Annotated in this window: 15 protein-coding genes; 6 read left to right on the plus strand and 9 right to left on the minus strand. The window is 52.4% G+C overall.

The window, feature by feature from the left end:
• The first annotated feature begins 3 nt into the window (after nt 1-3).
• Nucleotides 4-912, plus strand: coding sequence for a galactose-1-phosphate uridylyltransferase (gene galT / locus VFA09_15125; GenBank protein HZU68607.1), 909 nt, complete (start codon nt 4-6; stop codon nt 910-912).
• A 16-nt stretch (nt 913-928) separates the two neighbouring features.
• Nucleotides 929-1756: a M55 family metallopeptidase gene (locus VFA09_15130; protein ID HZU68608.1), complete on the plus strand. Its 828-nt coding sequence runs from the start codon at nt 929-931 to the stop codon at nt 1754-1756.
• Nucleotides 1757-1909: 153 nt separating this feature from the next.
• Here the strand turns inward: VFA09_15130 and VFA09_15135 are convergent, their stop codons facing one another.
• The 7 genes from VFA09_15135 to VFA09_15165 all read right to left on the minus strand — a co-directional run bounded on the left by VFA09_15135 (nt 1910) and on the right by VFA09_15165 (nt 10158).
• Nucleotides 1910-2353, minus strand: coding sequence for a hypothetical protein (locus VFA09_15135; protein ID HZU68609.1), 444 nt, complete (start codon nt 2351-2353; stop codon nt 1910-1912).
• Nucleotides 2354-2514: 161 nt separating this feature from the next.
• Nucleotides 2515-3177 (minus strand): efflux RND transporter periplasmic adaptor subunit, encoded by a 663-nt coding sequence (locus tag VFA09_15140; GenBank protein HZU68610.1) that lies wholly within the window; start codon nt 3175-3177, stop codon nt 2515-2517.
• An 88-nt stretch (nt 3178-3265) separates the two neighbouring features.
• Nucleotides 3266-4912 (minus strand): DHA2 family efflux MFS transporter permease subunit, encoded by a 1647-nt coding sequence (locus VFA09_15145; protein ID HZU68611.1) that lies wholly within the window; start codon nt 4910-4912, stop codon nt 3266-3268.
• 4 nt (nt 4913-4916) lie between these two features.
• Complete coding sequence (locus VFA09_15150; GenBank protein ID HZU68612.1) at nt 4917-5780, minus strand: TetR/AcrR family transcriptional regulator; 864 nt, start codon at nt 5778-5780, stop codon at nt 4917-4919.
• A 95-nt stretch (nt 5781-5875) separates the two neighbouring features.
• Entirely contained in the window at nt 5876-7543 is a 1668-nt protein-coding gene (locus tag VFA09_15155; GenBank protein HZU68613.1) for an FHA domain-containing protein, read from the minus strand.
• A 59-nt stretch (nt 7544-7602) separates the two neighbouring features.
• On the minus strand, nt 7603-8355 hold the full coding sequence (locus VFA09_15160; protein ID HZU68614.1) for a DedA family protein: 753 nt from the start codon (nt 8353-8355) through the stop codon (nt 7603-7605).
• A gap of 105 nt (nt 8356-8460) precedes the next feature.
• Nucleotides 8461-10158: a hypothetical protein gene (locus VFA09_15165; GenBank protein HZU68615.1), complete on the minus strand. Its 1698-nt coding sequence runs from the start codon at nt 10156-10158 to the stop codon at nt 8461-8463.
• A 243-nt stretch (nt 10159-10401) separates the two neighbouring features.
• On the opposite strand from VFA09_15165, the gene VFA09_15170 reads away from it, so the two are divergent.
• On the plus strand, nt 10402-11781 hold the full coding sequence (locus VFA09_15170; GenBank protein HZU68616.1) for a glycosyltransferase family 39 protein: 1380 nt from the start codon (nt 10402-10404) through the stop codon (nt 11779-11781).
• A 70-nt stretch (nt 11782-11851) separates the two neighbouring features.
• On the opposite strand, the gene VFA09_15175 is transcribed toward VFA09_15170, so the two are convergent.
• Together VFA09_15175 and VFA09_15180 are read right to left on the minus strand one after the other, a co-directional pair.
• Nucleotides 11852-13105, minus strand: a complete 1254-nt coding sequence (locus VFA09_15175; protein HZU68617.1) for a hypothetical protein — start codon at nt 13103-13105, stop codon at nt 11852-11854.
• Nucleotides 13106-13273: 168 nt separating this feature from the next.
• The gene (locus tag VFA09_15180) at nt 13274-15370 is read right to left on the minus strand and encodes a thiamine pyrophosphate-dependent enzyme (GenBank protein ID HZU68618.1); all 2097 of its coding nucleotides are present in this window, start codon (nt 15368-15370) and stop codon (nt 13274-13276) included.
• A gap of 289 nt (nt 15371-15659) precedes the next feature.
• Here VFA09_15180 and VFA09_15185 point away from each other — a divergent pair, with 289 nt between their 5' ends.
• Genes VFA09_15185 through VFA09_15195 form a run of 3 tightly spaced genes read left to right on the plus strand, consistent with a single transcriptional unit; the run spans nt 15660 to nt 17872 of the window.
• On the plus strand, nt 15660-16541 hold the full coding sequence (locus VFA09_15185; protein HZU68619.1) for a thiamine pyrophosphate-dependent dehydrogenase E1 component subunit alpha: 882 nt from the start codon (nt 15660-15662) through the stop codon (nt 16539-16541).
• A 45-nt stretch (nt 16542-16586) separates the two neighbouring features.
• Nucleotides 16587-17165, plus strand: a complete 579-nt coding sequence (locus tag VFA09_15190) for a class I SAM-dependent methyltransferase (protein HZU68620.1) — start codon at nt 16587-16589, stop codon at nt 17163-17165.
• A 44-nt stretch (nt 17166-17209) separates the two neighbouring features.
• Nucleotides 17210-17872, plus strand: coding sequence for a phospholipase (locus tag VFA09_15195; GenBank protein HZU68621.1), 663 nt, complete (start codon nt 17210-17212; stop codon nt 17870-17872).
• The last annotated feature ends 4 nt before the right edge of the window (nt 17873-17876 follow it).

Raw genomic sequence — 17876 nt, forward strand, 5'->3', positions numbered from 1 at the left:
ACTATGGAACCGGCAACAAAGTTAACCTGGAATCCTATTCTTCGTCAATATCTTGTCAATGCGCCCCAGCGCATGAACCGGCGCGAAGGAAGTGCCGCGTGCCCTTTCTGCGCGGATATCGTCAATGGCAAAGTAGGGCCGGAAACACAGGTATGGCTGCATCCCAATGATTTCCCCCCATTGGTAGCTCCGGTTGGAGAAGCCTATGTCGTGATTTATAACCGCGACCATAACCGCACATTCACCGAATTGACCGTAGATGAGGTAGACGCCGTCACACATTTGTGGCGCGACCTCTACCGCGACCTTGCTTCACGTTACCCCGCCGTAATGATCTTCGAGAACAGCGGCGAAGCGATTGGGCAAACACAACACCATCCGCACGGCCAGGCATTCGGCGTCTCCGTAATCCCCCCGCTATTGGAACGCGAGTTAGAGACCGTTCTGAAAGATCATAGCGAAGGCAAGGGGTGCCCATTTTGCCGCGCGCGAGAGGAAATGACGAACAGCGACTATCAGGTAGCGGCCAATACTACCTGGCAGGCATTCTTACCACCCTACGCGCGATACCCCTATGAGACGCATCTTTACCCGCGCCGCCACGTGCCGAATCTTTCACTGATGCAAGATCACGGGCTGCACGACCTCGCGGACATATTACTGGCGGTGGTGCGAGGTTACAATGCGTTGTATGATGGAGCAATGGCCCCCATGCCTTACTTGCTGGGGATACATCAATTAGCCGATGAACGCTTTCACCTGCACGTTGAAATCCTTGCCATCGGTCGCGCGCCCGGCAAATTGAAGTACGCAGCCTCATCCGAGTCCATCTGGGGCCTATGGACAAACGACTCCAATCCGGCGCAGAAAGCCCGGGAGTTGCGAGAGGCCATCGCGAAAATAGCAGTGTAGAAGGAGCATAACATCCATGAAATTATTTCTTTCCACTGACTTTGAGGGAACCAGCGGTATCGTGGCCTGGGAGCAGATTCTTGAGGGCAACCCTGAATACGAGCAGGGCCGCCGTTTACTCACCGCCGAGGTCAATGCCATCATCCAGGGCGCTTTAAACGCCGGAGCGAATGAATTCGTCGTCAACGACTCACATCATGATATGCGCAACCTTCATCCACAGGACTTACTTGGCCTGGCTACCTTGATTACCGGCAAGCATAAGCCACTCTATATGATGCAGGGCCTGGACGCCAGCTTCGATGGGGTATGCTTCGTGAGCTATCATGGCTCGATTGGAGCAGAACACGCGGTGCTATCGCATACGTATAATCCGCGCGCCATCTGGGAAGTGCGCATCAATGGCGAAATCGTGGGCGAATCCGGCATCAATGCGCTCGTGGCGGCCCATTATGGCGTGCCAATTATCTTTGTCAGCGGAGATGCCGTAACAGCAAAAGAGGCCGAGAGCATCGCACCCAACGCGGAAAAGGTGGTCGTAAAGCAATCGCTTGGACGATTTGCCGCCGCCCATATTCATCCTACACTTGCCTGTGAAATGCTGCGCGAGGGAGCATTTCGAGCGGTTAGCAATATCGAAAAGATGCGCCCGCCGGAGTTCAAACTGCCGGTGCCATTGGAGATAACCTTTCTGGTCGCCGATATGGCTGAGATGGCCTCCTGGATACGAGGCGTTGAGCTGGTAGGCCCACGCACGGTGATCTTGAGCAGCGACAATCTACTCGATCTCTATCGTATGTTCGTGGCGATTGTCACGCTGACTCGCTCGCTGGTGGATAGGTAGCGTTTCATATAGCCAGGACAATCTTTTTGACAGGCCGCCGCGTAGAGCTAGAATCTTTTCATTCCTACGGCTCTACGCGGCGGCTTCTATTTTTATTGGTTTTTCCTCTTTTGAGTGATCGAGATCTCCAAAGATGGAAAAGCAATCTATAGGTTACGAACCATCTCCAGAAGAATGAGTGCGCGATTCTTCAGCGATGCTGAAACGAGCGGCTTGTGATTGTTCGATGCGATCAACAGCCTCCGTCAGTACGCGTAAATGTTGCTCAAGCTCCCAGGCATGCTGGTAGAGGGTGCGCAACTCAGAGGCAAGCTCATGGAACTGGCCGTTGAGCGCGGATAATTGTTGATCGTCTCCTCTTGTGCCATATGATCGCTCTACAGGAACCGGTGCGGACTGCCTTATAGGAGCTGTCCTGCCGGTTGGAACGCTTTGATTTGATGCGCTGCTTGCCGTCGAACTCATATTTGTTGCACCCGCGGCTGCTCCATTGGCACGCGCTTTCTCAGCACGCTGCTCGCCGATGGAGAGGAGTACAGCGCCGAGAATTGCTGCTGCTGCTATGATGATCAGGCCGCCCATAATCAGTAAATTCACGAAAGCCTCCTTTGTATATCAGGAACGATGTACGCTTGCAGCATCGTTTCCTGGATTTGCTTGTGCATCTGCTCTTGACGTTTGCAGGTTTAGCAAGCTATGCTCCTGTCACAGGAAGCGGCAAGGACCAGACTCTTCACTGAATCCGTTCGGGATCGAAACTAGTGAAGATGAATGGTAACCTCGGCACTCATACCCGGGACAATATCCTTGCCGCCATTATTGTCGAGCGTGATGATTACCGGGATGCGCTGCCCCACCTTGGTGAAATTTCCACTGGTCGGGTCCTCGTTAGGCAGAAGCGAAAACTCGCCGGCAGCCGCCTGGATAATTTGCTGCACGTGGCCGCTAAAAGTTGTACCGCTATAGGCGTCGATGCTAATATCGACCGCCTGGCCGACACTGATATTGCTGATGGAGTTCTCATCAACATAAGCGGTCACCGTTACGGCGCCGAGATTGGTCACTTCAGCGATTGTCAGGCCAGGCGCGACGGTTTGATTTTGTACCGCGGGAACCTGCAAAATGGTGCCGTTCATAGGGCTGGTAATATTGATAGTAGCCGGGGCTGCACCGGCGCCATTTGCGCTGGATGCTAAAGTGACCGTACCGATTGTTTCGCCGGAAGTAACTGTATCACCTTGCTTGATTGAGAGGCTGGTGAGGATACCGGCAGCCGGTGCGCTCACATTTACAATCGGCCCGGTGACCTGTGCATCATCGGTGCTATAGTAGGTATAGTTGTTATAAACAGCGTAAAAAATAGCCCCACCAATGGCGAATACTGCTATTATGACCAGCAGCGGTATAAGTAAACGACGCATGGATTATCTCTCCCTTGATAAACTTTATGATGTTGCGGAGGCATACACACATGCCACTCTACGTTGTACTGGCATGCCGTTAAGCACATTATCCGGCCAGCACTGCTTCCGCAAGGGCGGCATCTTCTGTTTGTGCAGGAACCTGGACCTCAGGCGCACGAGCAGGCACGCGCTGTGGCTTAGGCCTTGACCTGACGAACAGCGTAGCAATGATTGCCACAACGATGAAAACTAATGTGAGCCTTAAGGCATCTTGTATAGCCAGAACAAAAGCCTGTCCTTTCACGAATTCGGCAATCAATTGGATGGCCGTTCGATGAGCCAGTGCTGGATCAGCACCATGGAGAATAAAGTAATTCTGAATAAACGGGACGAGCTGGCCAAGGCGCGAACTGGGTGTTACCTGCTCGGCGAGATGACCGAAATGTAACATGCTTTGTGTTTGCACCAGTGTGGCCAGTATAGCGATGCCAAGCGAGCTTGCCACAGCACGATTCACAGTGCTGATAGCGGAAGCCTGACCAAGTTGGCGCGGACTGATCTCAGATAACGATGCTACCGTTAAAGGCTGGATGGTGAGTCCGAGGGCCATGCCACGCAAGATCAGCATTGATTGCAACCAGGAATAAGGTGAATACAGGGTTAGCTGGGCAAGTTGCCATGTTGCAAAAGCCAGGATGAGCAGGCCGGGGATCATTACAGCTCGCACGCCGATTTTGTCCACCAGGCGTCCACCGATAATCGTTGTTACCATGGAGGCCAGGGCCTGGGGCAGTAAGATCAGACCGGCCTGGAATGCGCTCAGCTGCCGCAGGTCTTGCAGGTAAATTGGAAACAGGAATAGCGCGCTAAAGAGACTGAAAATGACGAAGACGTTGGCAATCATGCCCGCCCGGAATGGCCCGTTTGCGAAGAGGCGCAGGTCAAGCAGTGGTTGTCCGCCACGATTTGCGAGGATCAATTCTGTAGCGATAAACGCTGCGATGCAGAACAATCCCCCCGCGAGACAGCCCAGAACAGTTCCAGACCCCCATCCATCCGTACTTGCAGATGAAAGCGCGTAAAGAACGAGGGCCAGCCCGATGGCAGCAGAGATGAAGCCAACCGGGTCAAAACGTGTATTCCCCTCAGGGCGTGCCTGGCGTATGAAGAGGATAGAGAGGATGATGGCAACGATGCCGACGGGAACGTTGATATAGAAAATCAACTGCCAGCCCGCGTAGGTGACAAGGTAGCCTCCAAGCGTCGGGCCAACTGCCGGTGCCAACAGCGCGGGAACGCCGAAGAATCCCATTGCCATGCCGCGTTCCTGCGGTGGGAACTCGCGGAAGAGCAGTGTGATGGAGAGCGGGAACAGCGCGGCTCCTCCAAGCCCTTGCAAAATACGGAATGTGATCAGGACTGGCAGACTCCAGGCAAGACCACACAACGCCGAACCAGCGGTAAATGCAACCAGCGAAAGGATGTAGAAGCGCTTGATCCCGAGCCTGTCCGAGAAGAAAGCCGCGGCTGGTGTAGCGACTCCCTGGGCAAGGATATACGCGGTAAGCACCCATTGAACGCTGTGGATATCGGCGCCGAAAGCTGTTTGCAGGCGTGGTATGGCAATATTGACGATGGTCTGATCCAGGATGCTCATAAACACTCCTAGAATGACGACCATTGCCAGTATCCACTTGTAGTCAAGTCCTCCGTCGCGTCGTGCCGCCTGGGTATTGACTTGCATGACCTGCATGCGGTTAAACTCCTTTCCAGGCTTCGTCTTTAGGCGGTTGATCGCGGCGGACGATGCCGTATAGAAGTAAAGAGACAAATTGATCGATAATTTCTTCGCGTGAGAGGTGTGCCAGGGGGAGAAGATCGCTGAGTCCCTGTCCTACTACGCGCATAGCACAGGTTAAGGATATTACCTGTACGAAAAATGCAGGATCAATATCCTGACAGAAAGAGCCGTCTTCCTGGCGTTTTTTCACGTACTCAATAATGCTTTTGCGTCCCTTGACGATTTTCTCTGCGAGCAGGCGGGCCGCCTCTGGATGGGTATGAACAAGTAGAATGGCGAGGCGCGCATAATCTCCCATCTCGGTGAAGCCGTCGTAAAAGGCAGCAACAAGTTTTCGCACGATAGCTTCATCGTCAAGCGGAACGTCATCCCTCAAATGTTGTTCAATCGACTCGACAACCGGGCGCACTACGGAATGAGGCCCATAGCGCTTAATGATGGCTGAGAGTAACTCATCTTTACTGTGAAAGTGCCATAAGAGCGTGCCGCGTGTGACACCCGCTTCGGCAGCAATGTCTTCCAGGGTGGCTGCTGAAATACCGGCGCGCGCGAAAACGCGCAGGGCCGCCTCGAGAATGGCCTGCTGCGTATCTTGAACCGGTCCCTCATCAAGTATGCCGCGATGTATCAGTTCAGCGCGCAGCTCTTCTTTCCCCCCTGCAAAGTGGTAATAGAAGGCAGGGCGCGAGAGTTCCGCGGTTTTGCTAATATCATCAATGGTGATATTAGCAAAAGGACGTTCTTTCGCCAGTACTTGAGCCGCATTGATCAAGCGCTCTTTCCCGCTGCATTTTCCTTTATCGGAGTGCTGCCGAACCAACTATACTTTCCTTTACCAGAAATTTGTATCATACAGTGGAACAGACTATATTATACAGTTTCACTGGTAAGGATAGTATAGACTACAGGAAAAAGTCAAGAGTTATTCACCAGTTGCTCAAAAGCCATACTCATAACCGGTGAGAGGCGGAAAATGATCTCGTAGTTTCCGATGCTGATGTGATCGCCATCCGCCAGTTCGCATCCCACCACAGCATCAATCTTCTGGCCATTCACAAACACACCATTCGCGCTCCGCCTGTCATAGATGATGTAAGTATTATCCACACGTTTGAGCAGGGCATGATGTCGTGAAGTGAGGTTATCCTGGTCCAGCAGGATATCGCTGGAACCGGCGCGGCCCAGGGTTATTTCGTCGCTTTTCATTCTATATTCCACCACCTGTTCAGTATATGGCGAGACGATGATCAGGTGTGGGGTAGCCGTCGCCTGTTCTTGTTCCGTTTGTGGTAATAGTTCCGCGTAGTCCGTAAGTTCGCTTATAGAAGTGTAGCCGGCCTGTGGCAGCGTTTGAGGCGTTGTTTCAGGTATGGTGGGTTCGGGCAATGGTTGTGGCACATCTGGCACCGGTTGTGGAATGGGGTCAGGCACCGGCTGCGGTGTATCCGGCTCAGAGGGCGTTCCAGGAATATCCGGTTGGGGAGCAGGAACGGGGTCTGGCGAGGGTTGAGGTACGTTGGGTTCCGGTATAGGCTGTGGAATATCTGGTTCTGGTCGAGGTTCGGGAGCAGGACTCGGAACTGGAGTTGGTGGAACTGTTGGAGCGGGTTCTGGTTCTGGTTGAGGAGTCGGGGCAGGCTCTGGTGTAGGCTGGGGTATCTGCTGCGCAAATTGATCTTCCACTACCAGGACCGGCTCTTCTCGCTCTTGTTCCTCAGAAGACTCAGCCTGAGGGGTGGGCGCCAGCGTTGCCAGCAGAGATTCTGCAAATGCAAGCATCGAGGGATAACGATCTTCAGGGTAGCTAGATAAGGCGCGAAGTAGGATGCCGTCTTGCTCAAGAGTTACCTTTGGATTGAGGGAGCTCGGCAGCGGAATACTTTCAGAAAGTTTCAAATGCTCAATTTCTTCTGGAGTTCCTAAATACGGTGGTTGGCCGGTGAGCCAGAAGTAGAGTAATACGGCGAGGGCGAATTGATCGCTGGCAGGAGTGACACGTTTGCCGTATTGTTCGGGAGCAGTTGTGATGGGAAGGAATTGATTCTGGGGCCGGCCAAAGCGACGTACAAAGTTTGTCAAGCCGGCATCCGCGAGCAAGAAAGGCGCGTAATCCGGTTCGTTATCAAGGTTTGGACCGCGCAATAGCAGGATGTTAGAGAAAGTCATGGAGCCGTGCAAATATCCCAGATTATGGATGTACTGAAGCGCCTGGGCCAGTTGATGTACATAATGGATGGCATCCGCGATAGGAAGCGGGGGTCGAAACCACAAGCGGCCTTCGTTGCCTAATAAAGTGCCACCGGTAACGTAGCGGCGAGCGACGTATAGCCTGCTATCAAGCTCCCCATAGTCAAGCACCGCCGCGAGGTAGGGATGATTGAGGGCGCTAATCCCCTGCATTTCGCGGAAAAACTGGCGGCGGGCGGCGTCGGCAAGGGTGGCCCATGGATGTATCAGTTTCAGCGAGACTTTGCGCAGGAGCATGGTATCTTCGGCCTCATAGCATTCTCCTGAAGCGCTACTTCCTAGATGGCGTAGGATACGATAGCGCTCAAATAGCTGTCCATCAAGCAATGTTGGCATGGCAGAGACCCCTCACTTTTCTTTCTTGTACTCAATGTTAGCATGCACAAAAGAGGCAATTAAGGATGATCATTCGCTGTGCTGGCAGCTTCTTCCGCGAGCTCTTCCAGCGGGACATCCTGGATTTCCCCGGCTAATTGGGTTGAACGCATACGCCGTTTGCGCAGGCGATACATGATAATTGCCAGGATGACGACCAGTGCGATTGCCCCGGCTCCCGCCCAGCCAATTGTGCGAGCAATGGTTTCCACCTGTGTAAAATTATCCTTGAAGTAGCGTCCAGCATAAAAGCCGAGCAGGCCATAGACGATGGCCCAGACGATACCGCCGGCGGCATTATAGAGCAGGAAACTGCGCCAGCGCATATGGTTAACCCCTGCTAGAAACGCCGCCCATGCACGTAAGATAGAGACGAAACGACCGAAAAAGACCGTTTTATTGCCGTGTTTGGCAAAGAACTTTTCGGCCCGGTCCAGGTGTTCCGGCTTCAAGAAGACATAACGACCGTAGCGTTCTGCCAGGGCGCGGCCTCCGGTACGACCGATGATATAGCCGATATTGTCTCCCACAATCGCGCCGAGTGCGGCGCAAGCAATGACGATGGGTATCTGTAATTGCTGCTCTACTCCCGCGTAAAAAGAGGCGAGCAGCAACATTGTTTCACCGGGGAATGGGATGCCCGAACTCTCGATCATGATGAAAAGCGCAACTGCCGGATAGCCCATTGCGTTCAGCGCGTTACGCAATAGGTCCAGTGAGATGAGCGCCCCCATCGGCTCACCTGACCAGTAAAGCATTTTGTTTCGAAACATGAATAAATGGCGCATCGAGAGTCCTTTCGCCCCGGTTGAACAATCGCTGAGAGCTCACCCAGGCAATTATAAAGCGGCGAGGTCCGACTCGGCAACTTTATGATATCAAGCCCTGACTTTTTCCGTGTAGGCACTATCGCTTGTCAGGTGGGAAGCCTGTGAAGGAGACTTCCAGGTAAAGTATACAATGAGAAAGGCGACTATGGGAGGGGCAATAGTAGTTAAAAATACCAGGCCGGTCCATACGCCGAACGGCGGGTAGCCATCTTTAAAAAGATAAGTCAGGAGAGCCGAAGCCGAAAATATCAGGACAAAGGCCAGCAGCGATCTGCCGGTACGGCTCCCTTTCAATGGAAGGCAAACTGCTATCAGACCGACTAGCCAGGTCACGTACCAGGAATAGAACCATGGCGTGACGATGAGCAGGGCGCCCAGGGAAGCGACTGATGCGAGCATAAAATTGCGCATGGTTTGGGTTTTCCACATCGCAATCGCCCCGGCCAGGATGGATATCGCTAAAATGAGAATGCTTATATCGTCCCAGGTCTTGCGAGCGGCCAGAGTGCTGGCAAGCGTGTCCATAAAGCTACCTGGCGGTAGACTATTGGCATGATTCCAGGCCTGTATGGCTCGCATGATCGAATTTTCGGAAAAGAGAGCTGATGGTGGAGAGGTGAAACTGCTCTCAATTGCATGGATACTATGGCCGATCCAGAATGGGCCATAAAATGAAATCGCTACGATAGCGGCGCTGATGCTCGCGAGGAGAACCGTTAAGAGCGCTTGTTTCCAGCGACGTGAGATTATTCTCCATACCGGTTGACCATCTGAGTCTGCCGGATGCAGCACTCTACATGCCAGGAGAATAATAAAGAGAGCGATGATTGGGATGGTCGTGAACTTTATTAAGGCGGCCAGCGTGAATGCGATTATCGGTGGCAGGTAGCCTCGCGGCGTAGGAAGTAATCCCTTGCGATCTGCGCGAACGGCCAGCAAAATCCCGGCAAGTATGAAGGTGACCATGACGATATCGTTATGACCACCAAGGCTACTCTCAAGCAATACGAGAGGATTCCAGGCGTACAGCAGCGCTCCGAGAGTGATGGTACGCGGTGAGTGCCCCATTGTGCGCAGTGTGGTGATGACCAACCAGATATTTATCAGATGGCAGGCAAGCGCGAACAGGCGAAAAGCCAGGACATACGCAACCGGTTGCGGGCCAACTATCAATCCCCAAAAAGCGCATATGCCTAACCACACGGGACCATAAGCAGCTGTCGTATGAGCCCAGTAGTTAAGAGGGTAAAGCGGGTCCTGGGGGTAGGCTGATAATGGCACGAAATAGGGATTCGCATGATACACACCCAATATGCGGCTGTAGCTGGCGTAGACAAGGATATCATGCGAGAGCATTGCTGGTGTAAAGACGTAGATCAGCCCTGCCACCAGCGTCCCAGCCCAGATGAACTGGAGCGTTTGCCTGTGCCTGTTAGCCTGGGCCAGGCGTAAGATGAAGAAGGCAAACCATGCATAGATGGCAAAAGTAAGCCCGATGAGTAGCAAGAATTCCAGGTAGTTTGTGTTAGCCTGGGATGCTACATGATTCGCTGTTAGGCCCACATCATTGGGTAACCAGGCTCCTACCCTGGCAAGATAGGCTCCCAGAGGCGTTTGCAGGCGAATGACCGGGTCTGGTATTCGACTGAGCGGTGCAACGGTGAGCAATGTACAGGCTACAAAAGCTAGCGTGCAGAGTATGCTAGTAAGTATTGATGATCGGCCTTCAGTGTTTCTCTCGACCAATTTTATCCTCTATTGAATGAAAAGCATAGTAAGAAGGAGTGAGGCAGCTTTCTGCACCAACAGCATTTTAACTATAGTTTTCTGACCATGTACTTTGTCAATTTTGATATCTCTAGGTACTATTACCGAGTGATGACAAATTCGTTACCTCAACAAACGTAGTTCGTTAGTTTTGAGTAGGCCCGATGGAATTTTCACATTATCTAACGTACTAGATGCTCGGTATGGAACATGAAATTTGAAATGAAACATTTGCGGTCATATCTGCCTGCATTCAGCATTTTTTGTCTCGCTCTGGCGGTACGCCTGGTCTATAATCTCACAGTTGCGCGTAATTATGTACCGGAGCACGACTCGCTTTCTTATTACATGTTGGGTGTCCATATTGTTACCGAACATTGTTTCTGCGTGCAGCCATATATGCCGACGGTATACCGTGCCCCTTTCTGGCCGGCAATCATCGCGGTGATAGTTGCGCTCTTCGGTCAACATGCTGAATTGCCGCGCTATTTTTTGTGCCTGGTTGGTTCCGGTACCTGCGTGCTGGTCTACCTGTTCGCGCGAGATTTGTTTGGCTGGCGTATAGGCCTGCTGGCAGGGGCATTTGCCGCCATCTACCCGCAACTGTATATCTATGACGGTTGGCTGTATACCGAGTCTATCTATATTTTCCTCTTTTTTGGTTTTTGCTATGCTGTCTACCGGTTACAACGCGATCGGAAACGAGCAAACTGGATATGGTGCGCAATACTGCTCGCCATGCTCACCCTCACCAGGCCCAACGGTATTCTTGTGCTTGCGCTTTTCCTATTCTGGGCAGTTATTATGGTCTGGAGAAAAGTGCTTCCATGGCAATTACTCGCGAAAAGCGCGCTTGGCATTACGCTGATAACCGCTATCTTCGTAGTTCCCTGGACGATTCGCAATTATAACGTTTCACACGCGTTTGTGCTTGTGGCAAACGGGGATGGAACCGTACTGCTCGGAGCATACAATTCGCAAACGGTCTACCTGCCAAGCTATCCGGGTGGAGTGCCGGGAACCTGGATCAATCCACTCGTGTCCAGTCCGGCTATCGCGCACAAATACCCGGATTTTTGCGTGCCGACGTGCGAGGTCGCGCGCGACAACTATTTCAAGGCTCAGGCCATTCTATGGATCAAGAGCCATCTTAATTTGATGCCTCACTTGCTGAAATTACATTTCATTAATATGTGGCAACCTGCGACCTTCGAAGCCGATTTGCCGGTTGACAAATATTTCTGGCAGCGGTCATCAAAAATTGTTCAGGATATGATGAACACCTTCCCGATTGCTGTTTTTATCATGGCCGGTCTGGGCCTGGCGCTTACCTGGCAAAGATGGCGTGAACTCCTGTTCCTCTATCTCATGATCTTGATGACCATTGCCCAGTGTATTATTTTTTATGGCATCCCACGCTTTCGAGCGCCTATCGAGCCAATACTTATCCTGCTGGGGGCCGGTGCCCTGTGGTGGTTGACGAGCGGAGAGCCTGGAACCCTGCGCGCGCTTATCGCAAGTTACAGGAAAGCGCCCGCTCAAAAGATGGAACCAAAAGCTGAAGAGGATGTGCCAGAGACAAGCGAGGCCCTGGGCAAATAAACCCTCTCTGATCAATTTTGCCAATCGAATCGGGGAATCACCATCATCGTGCCTGTCCTCTTCGGGGCCGCTACACCATCCAACGATTCAGCACGAAAAGCATCGCGAATACTGCCTGCAAGGTCGGGAACAAAAGTATCAATGCCTGGTGCAGACGATGATGTTTGATGCCAAGGGCCGCCAGCGTGATGAAAGCCGGGAACATTTCCAGGACGAAGCGTTGATTGGACTGTAAGGCGTCATGCTGTGTCGTTGCCGGGCTAATGAGCATGAATAACAATAAAATGACCAGCCAGACATTGTAGCTGGTACGCAGCCGCCGCCAGCCCATCACTGCCAGGATGATAAAGCTAATGGTAGCAGTGAGATCGATTAAGGTATGAACCTCGTAGAATGATCCAAATGGAGTTGCCCAGAAGAGATCGACTAACGCCAGCCATATACCTATCCAGGGCCAGGAGAGATGCCGCGCCCAATAAATCTGCACCGATGCAAACGCAAATGGATTGCCGAAGACATACCACGTATAGAGACAGTAGAGCAGCGTACCAAGCGGGATGAGAATAACCGGCAAGGCCCTGGAAAGGAAGTCCAGTAATTTGCGGGCAACGACCCTGGTAGCGTGACCAGGCCTGTCATTTGAGACCCAGATTTCATAGAGAAAAGGGATGATAAGGAATAGACCGGCTGAGCGTGTCAAAGCAGCGAAGAACCCCAGGCCTGCCGCAAGCCACCACCTCTTTCGACGCATAGCGAGGAAGGAACTGGCGGTCAGGAAGAGGAAAAGTGACTCATTATAGGCGGCAAAAAAGAAAAAAGCGGTTGGGAAGATGCAAAGATACAGCAGCGTTCGTCGCCCAACCTGTTCTCCTGAAACATCGACGGCAATCTGGTAGAGAACGAACAGCGATCCAAGCAAAGCGAGATTGCTGATAATCATGCCAATAGCGATGTAACCTTGATTGCCAAGTAAAAAAGCGACTGCCTTGATAAGTAGGGGAAAAAGTGGGAAAAAAGCGGTCAGCTCAACTCTGGTATAACCGAACTCGGCAATATAGGTATAATTGGCGGCATCCCAGTGATTCCAGGAAGTAAACAATCCGATCAGGTCAACGGGTGTGTTTGGATAGAAATGCGCCGGTACCGGAAAAAGAATAAAGCTGATATACGTAACCAGGATGAGTAACAGGCGCGTTGCTACGAACAGCCAGATGATATCCGAAACAGGGACAGTCTGCTTTGTAACTTCGCCTGCCGGTTGCTCAACATATTCAGGTTGCTGAACGCGATTACGCTGAGAGGTAAATATAGCTTTATTCCTCACTTGAGCCAGGTTATCGAATTGATCAAGTCTAAGGTATGTAACGTATCGCCCAGCCAAATAGATACAATCGGGCCTGAGAGCGATCAAAAAGAGGGGGCCAAATCTTTACAGTACTGGCCCCCTCTTTCTCGTTGGTTGTAGGAGGGTATTATATCCAGGCGATGGTGGTTATTCCTGCAATAACTGCTCGATTCCGGCTTCGATAGTGGCAGCGGTTGGATAGAATGCCTTCTCTTCCGGCTCGTTATAGGGAGCTGCGGGAGCCGGAAGCGCGGAGATGAAGATGGGCGTGCCATCCAGGTCATAGAAGCAGTGTTCCACAATCCAGGAATGCAGGTGGCGAGCAAAGCTCGTCAAATCGTATTCTTCCGTCACGATGATGACGCGATTCGCTTCACGCACGGCTGCGGATACCGCCTCTTCGTCGAAAGGAGTGAGCGTGCGCAAATCTACCACTTCGATTGCCCCCCCACTGCGATTGACGATATTGGCCGCCGCGGTACAGGATTCCAGCACCATCGTTCCCCAGCTGATGATGGCAATGTTAGAACGCCCCTCACCGATGCGCAGGCGCCGGGCCTTACCTATCGGCAGTGTGTAGTAGCCTTCGGGAACATTCCACAGTTCGGCCATAACCGCGATAAGGTTGCCTGCGCTGTCCTTTGGCGGCTCCGAACGATAGAGACGACCGCGTTCGAGGAACGTGACCGGAGATTGCGAGCGGGCCGCTTCAAGGAGTAGTCCCTTGGCATCAAAAGGCGTTGATGGACAGATGGTTATCATGCCTGGTATCGATGTGAACCATTGCTCGCCGGCGTTGGAATGACCGAAAGCGCCGCCGCCTGCGCCGCCGCTGGAGATAGGGCCACCGCCGCCGCTGCCCGACTTGGTACGGATAATCAACGGAACCGTCCAATCGCCATTGCTCTGATACATCGTGCGCGCAGCCATGCGGATGGTCTGGGCCGCCGACTGGTGATAGTCAACGAATTGAATTTCAGCGCAGCGTGCTTTTCCATCGATCATACCTGCGCCCGCCGCGATGCCAACGATAAGCTGTTCATTGAGGGGACTACTGATGGCGCGACCGGGAAATTGTGTGACGAGTGAAGCAGTCGCACCAAAAACGCCGCCTCTCGGACTGCCTACGTCCTGCCCATAAACAAAAAAGTAAGGATCGCGTTGTGCCAGCTCTACCAGCGCGTCGTTGATAGCTCCCAGCATTGATGTCTGCTTTTTCGTTCCGCGTGGCATGTTTTCTTGCCACTCTGGAACGGCGAGAACATGCTGCGTGACCCGATCAGGTGATGGCTCCGGCTCCTGCAGCACCTGGGCTTCGGCCTGTTCCAGTTCGGCACGAACCTCTTTGCGGATACGCTCGATATCGCCTTCCTGCAGGTAATTGTTTTCAACGAGCCAGCGACCAAAGTTTTTCACCGGGTCTTTCGTGGCGGTAGTAGCCTCGATCTCTTCCTTTGTACGGTAAGCGCGAATATCGGTGCTGCTGGAATGTGGATCAAGCAGGCCTAGACGCAGGTGCATCAAAACAGGTCCCTGGCCGGAGCGGACATGTTCGGCGAGACTTACGGCGGCATTATAGGTAGCCATCGTATCCGTTCCATCGACCTCTTCAGCGTAGACGCCTCCCCCCTTAGCCCATTCTACCAGCGAGCCTGCCCATTGAACAGGAGAAGGAGTAGTGATGGCCCAGCCATTATCCTCTACAACCATCAAGACGGGCAGTTTATGCACTGCTGCCTGGCGGAACAGAACATTGAAGTCATTGGTAGCGGCTCCGCCATCGCCGGTACAAAACATGACGATATCTTTACTTTCGTGCCTTTGTAACGAGAATGCCACGCCGCCCGCGAAAGGACCCAATGCCGCGACCTCGCTGAAGGTAGGGAGAATGCGGTGGCGTTTGCTGCTATAATGGGATGGCATATTGCGCCCGGCTCCCATAGGGCCGGTTGTGCGCGAATACGCTTCACGCAATGGACCGTAAATATCACCCGTTCGCTGGAGCCATGCTCCCAGGTCGCGGTAGTAGAGGGCGAGCCAATCGGTTGTGCGCAGGGCCGCGACAACGGCGGCCATACTTTCATGTCCGGCGCACCCGATGTAAAATGGGAAACGGCCCTGCGTTTTGCGCGTTTTCAATAAATCGTTTGTCACGCGGGCTGTTACCATCGTCCGGTATAGCGCGAGGATATCCAGCGGCTCTGCTGTGGTACTTGCTTCCGTAGCCTGTATGTTAACTGTCATGCTGCCTCCATGAATCTAAGCTGCTCTGGCTCTAGTTGAGGATTGTATTGTTAGTCCATTATAGAATCCTTGATTAGAAAAAAGCAATATTGATCGGAGAAAGGCAGAGTTATTATTTTTGTGGGAATCACCGGGACTCTTTCCTATCATTATTGCCTCACAACGAGGCCGGGTCGTATAATACACGCGGAAAAAGTCCTTGAAAGACAATAGATCGGGTGGAAATTCATTGGAGAAACAGGCAGTCTCTGCATCTTCTGTAGCCCTTTTAAAAAACTTGTATGCTCGTATGCTTTTTTCGCGTATTGTCGATGATTGTGCATGGGGGTTATTTAAACAGGGACAGATCGATTTTGTGGCCAGCGCTCGTGGGCATGAAGCGGCTCAGGTGGGAAGTGCGCTGTGTATCGAGGTGGGACTGGATTTCACCCTACCCTATTATCGTGATCTGGGCGTTGTATTGACTATCGGTATGACGCCTTATGAGGTGTTTCGCACATATTTGCTGGCTCATAGTCGCTATTCAGCGCAAGATAGACCGGTGGGAGCATCAGGAGAGGGCCGTGTTGAAAGGCAATGTGTGCATCATTGGGGCTATCAAAAGCACAACATGATTACGGGTACTGCGCCGGTCGCGACGCAGATTCTGCATGCCGCGGGCGTCGCATTTGCCTGCAAGCTACGTAAGACGCCGGCAGTTACAGTCGCTTATTGTGGCGATGGAGCTACCGCCGAACCAGATTTCCTCGAAGGCATAAAATTCGCGGCTCAACATGTCCTGCCTGCGGTATTCATCTGCGAGCAGGATTGTTCCGATCCGGCTTTATCTTGCCTGCAGGAATTGGAACTTCCCGCGGGCATCGAGCATCGCCACGTTAATGGAGTCGATGTTGTGGAGGTATATGATGCAATGAGAAATGCGATGCTGCATGCGCGTAGTGGCCTCGGCCCCGTTTTACTGGAGATGCACGTTGTGCGCTCGGGCCTTGACCAACATAAGCAGATGCCATCCGAGCAGCTGCCTGCTGATCCTCTCCTACGCTGCCGGCAACTGATGGAGGAGCAGGGCGTATGGGATGAGCAGTGGGCAAGTGAGTTGTATGAACGCACATTTGAAGAGGTTGAACAGGCATTAGAGGATGCGATGAGGGATGTTGTGGGGATGCGATAATTTAGTAAGATATATGCTATTTGGTATTGCTATGGATGGGACAAGATGATAAATTGGAAAGAGTTCTACAAATTTACCAAAGGCCAACCACCGTGGTCATTGCTTGTCAAAGCAGTATCTATAGTCTCTCGTAAGGAAAATGCGCTGGAATTGGGAAGCGGCGCCGGACGTGATACCATATACTTACTGGAACAGGGCTTTCACGTGACCGCGGTGGATAAAGACCCAGATTCTATGGCAATTCTGCAAGAATTGCCACAACAGAACTTGCGACTCGTGCAGTCAGGCTTTGAGGATTTTACGTTTGAGCCGGGCGCTTATGACCTGGTCAGCGCGCAATTTGCCCTGCCATTCACCGCAAAGGACAAATTCGGCGAGGTTTTTGCACGCATGAAGGATTCTTCGCGACCGGGAGGTATCTTTGCGGGCCAGTTGTTCGGTATGCATGACCAGTGGAATACCCCAGGCAATAGTATGACTTTTCTGACGCGCGAGCAGGCAGAAGATTTATTCAGGGATATGCGCGTCATAGAGTTCAAAGAGGTTGAAGAGGACGGGCATACAGCAAATGGGTCGCCGAAACATTGGCATGTCTTCCATATCATTGCGCGCAAGGAAGCGTAAAGCAGTAGAAGTTTTCAGGTCAGTTTACCGGAAAGGGAATCAGTATGGACGAGTCAGCAGGTAAGATCACCGGGCTACATCAAGGCCAGCCACTTCTGCACGCGGGCGAATCGATGGAAAAGGCGCGGGCAGCTATGATTATGGTACACGGACGAGGCGCTTCAGCAGAAGATATTCTCAGCTTAACTCCTGACCTGAAACAACCCGGCTTTATATTTCTGGCTCCACAGGCCGCCGGAAATGCCTGGTATCCCAATAGTTTTCTGGCGCCCACAGCGAGCAATGAACCAGCCCTATCATCAGCGCTGGCAGTAATTGCATCTCTCCTGGAGCAACTTGCGGCAGCCGGGATTCCCGCGGAACGTACCCTACTTCTAGGCTTCTCACAGGGCGCGTGCCTTTCTTTAGAATTTGCCGCGCGCAATGCTCGTCGTTATGGTGGAATAGCCGGCTTGAGCGGTGGATTAATTGGGCCAGATGGCGCACCACGAGATTATCCAGGTTCATTGGCAGGAACGCCGGTGTTTCTCGGCTGTAGCGATAGAGATCCCCACATCCCAAAGGAGCGGGTGCTGCTGACTGACGAGGTATTGAAGCGCATGGGCGGAATGGTTACCACGCGCCTGTATCCTCACATGGGGCATATGGTTAACAGAGATGAGCTGCGATTTGTGCAGGACATGATGAAGGAACTGGTTGAACAATAGATTC

Source organism: Ktedonobacteraceae bacterium, from assembly GCA_035653615.1.
Classification (GTDB): domain Bacteria; phylum Chloroflexota; class Ktedonobacteria; order Ktedonobacterales; family Ktedonobacteraceae; genus DASRBN01.